The sequence below is a fragment of the Patulibacter medicamentivorans genome, from assembly GCF_000240225.1.
Lineage (GTDB): Bacteria > Actinomycetota > Thermoleophilia > Solirubrobacterales > Solirubrobacteraceae > Patulibacter > Patulibacter medicamentivorans.
On the sequence record NZ_AGUD01000024.1, the window covers coordinates 1 to 2,119 of the forward strand.

Sequence of the window (2,119 nt, forward strand, 5' to 3'; positions counted from 1 at the left end):
CGGCGGACGCCCCGGGAGCGTCCTGGGGCGCCCAGCCGGCGACGGCGGACGCGACCCCGCGGCTGGACACCGCCGGCCTGACCGACCACGACCGCTCGACCGCTCGCGCCTTCGCCGAGCGTCGCGCCACGCTCGACCCGGGCGAGCGGGCGCGGCTGGCGGCCGCGATCGGCGGCGCGCTGCGGCAGCGCGTCGGGGGCGTCCCGCCGGACCTCAGCGACGAGCAGCTGGTGCTCGCGGTGGCGCGGGGGACGTCGCTGCGGGGGTAGGCGCAGCGGATGTGACGTTCCGGTCGGCCAGCGATCGGAACGTCACACCGGTCGGCGTCGCCCGGCGCACCAGACGACCGCCAGCCCGACCGCCGTCCCCGCGCACCAGCCGCCGAGCACGTCGGTCGGGCTGTGGACGCCGAGCACGACCCGGCTGCACCCGACCGCGACCACGATCGCGACGCAGGCGATCGCCGCTCGCTGCCGTCCGCGTGCGCGCAGCAGGAGCGCCAGCGCGAGCCACGCCGCGGCGGCCTGCAGCGAGTGGCCCGACGGATAGCCGCTGGTGGACTCGACCACCTGGTGCAGCGAGAGCGGCGGCCGCGGGCGGTCGACCGCGTTCTTCAACGCGGGGACGAGCGCCGCCCCGAGGCCGAGCGACAGCGGCGCGATCAGGGCCGACCGCCACGCCATCCGGTGGGTGGCCAGCAGCCCGCCGAGCAGCAGGACCAGCAGCGCGATCACGGCCCGGCCGTCGCCGAGCAGCGTGACCGCCTTGGCGACCGAGATCAGCCACTGCGGGCGCCAGCCGGCGACCCACCGCACGACGTCGGCGTCCGCGTCGGTGATCGCGTTGTGGCCACGGACGACGAACCCGAGCGCGACCACGACCACCAGGCAGGCGGCCACGATCGCGGCCGAGCCGACCGGAACCGTGGGGCGGTCGGGCGCCGGCGCCGGCGCCGGCTCGCTCATCGCGCCGAGGACGCCGCGGCCGCCGGCTCGGGGTCGACCGTGGTGGTCGGCGCGACCCGCCCGCGGGCATCGCCGAGCAGCCGGCCCTGATCGTCGATCGGCACCGCCGTCCGTCCGAAGTCGGCCGCCGACAGCGACGCGACCCGCCCGATCGCGGTCCGCGCGGGATCGGGCTCCGGCAGCCCCTTGCCGACCAGCCGCAGCGGCAGCAGCCGCCCGCCGAGCGCGCGGCCGTCGCCGGCGAGTCGCACCCGCAGGATGCCGCTGAGGGCCATCGGCCCGTGGACGGCGAAGTTGTCGTAGCCGGCGAAGTTGCCCAGCGAGTAGGCGATCAGGCGGTCGCGGTAGACCTCCATCCCGCGCAGCACGTGCGGCCCGGCCCCGACCACCAGATCGGCTCCCGCGTCGATCGCGGCCCGGGCGAAGGCGCGGACGTCGCCGCGCCGCTCGCCGTAGGCGGTCTCCATGCCGGCGGGCGTGCGCTGAGCGCCGGCGCCCTCGGCGCCCGCGTGGAAGGTGACGACGACCGTGTCGGCCTTCGTCGCCGCCTCGCGGACGAACGCCTGGACCGCGGGCAGGTCGTTGATCGGCGAGGCCCACGCGTAGGCGGCGAAGCCGAGCACCGCGACGGTCCGGCCCTGGGCGCGCAGGATCGTGATCTCGCCGGGACGGCCGTTGTAGCGGACGCCGGCCGCGTCGAGCGCGCGGGTGGTCTGGGCCATGCCCGTGCCGCCCGCGTCCCACGCGTGGTTGTTGGCCAGGCTGACCAGGTCGAATCCGGCGTCGCGCAGGGCGCGCGCGTTCTGGGGCGGGGCCTGGAAGGCGAAGCAGGTCGTCGACTTCGCCGCCGGGCACTTGGTGGCGCCGCCGGTGCCGAAGGTCCCCTCGAGGTTGCCGAGCACCAGGTCGCCGGCGAGCTGCGAGCGGACGCCGGCCAGCATCGTCGTCCCGTCCTGGGGCGGCAGGCCGCGACTGGAGCCGAGCGTCGTGTCGCCGACCCAGGTGATCTCGAGCGGGCGCTTCGGAGCGGGGGCCGCGGCACGGGCGCCGGCGACCGCGCCCGGGGTGCCGGGGCCGCCCTGCGACGCGGCTCGCAGGCCGAGCGCCACCACCGCGAGCAGCAGCACCGCGACCGCGCTCCGGCGCCGGAGCGC

The 2,119-nt window shown here is 77.8% G+C and carries 2 protein-coding genes and 1 pseudogene; 1 reads left to right on the plus strand and 2 read right to left on the minus strand.

What is annotated here, in order from left to right; genetic code table 11:
- Positions 1-269: pseudogene (locus PAI11_RS26760) on the plus strand (hypothetical protein); the annotation flags it as partial.
- Between the two features lie 42 nt (positions 270-311).
- Here PAI11_RS26760 and PAI11_RS03485 read toward each other — a convergent pair.
- Both PAI11_RS03485 and PAI11_RS03490 read right to left on the minus strand, forming a co-directional pair.
- A complete protein-coding gene (locus PAI11_RS03485; RefSeq protein ID WP_007570885.1) occupies positions 312-965 on the minus strand; it encodes a phosphatase PAP2 family protein in 654 nt (217 codons plus the stop codon).
- Positions 962-2,119 (minus strand): CapA family protein (locus tag PAI11_RS03490; RefSeq protein WP_138974074.1); only part of this gene is annotated, 1,158 nt, incomplete at its 5' end. The genes PAI11_RS03490 and PAI11_RS03485, both read right to left, overlap by 4 nt.

What these genes read in the sequence shown, in the direction of transcription:
- PAI11_RS03485 (WP_007570885.1), bottom strand. Translation starts at nt 965, where the DNA reads ATGAGCGAGCCGGCGCCGGCGCCGGCGCCCGACCGCCCCACGGTTCCG.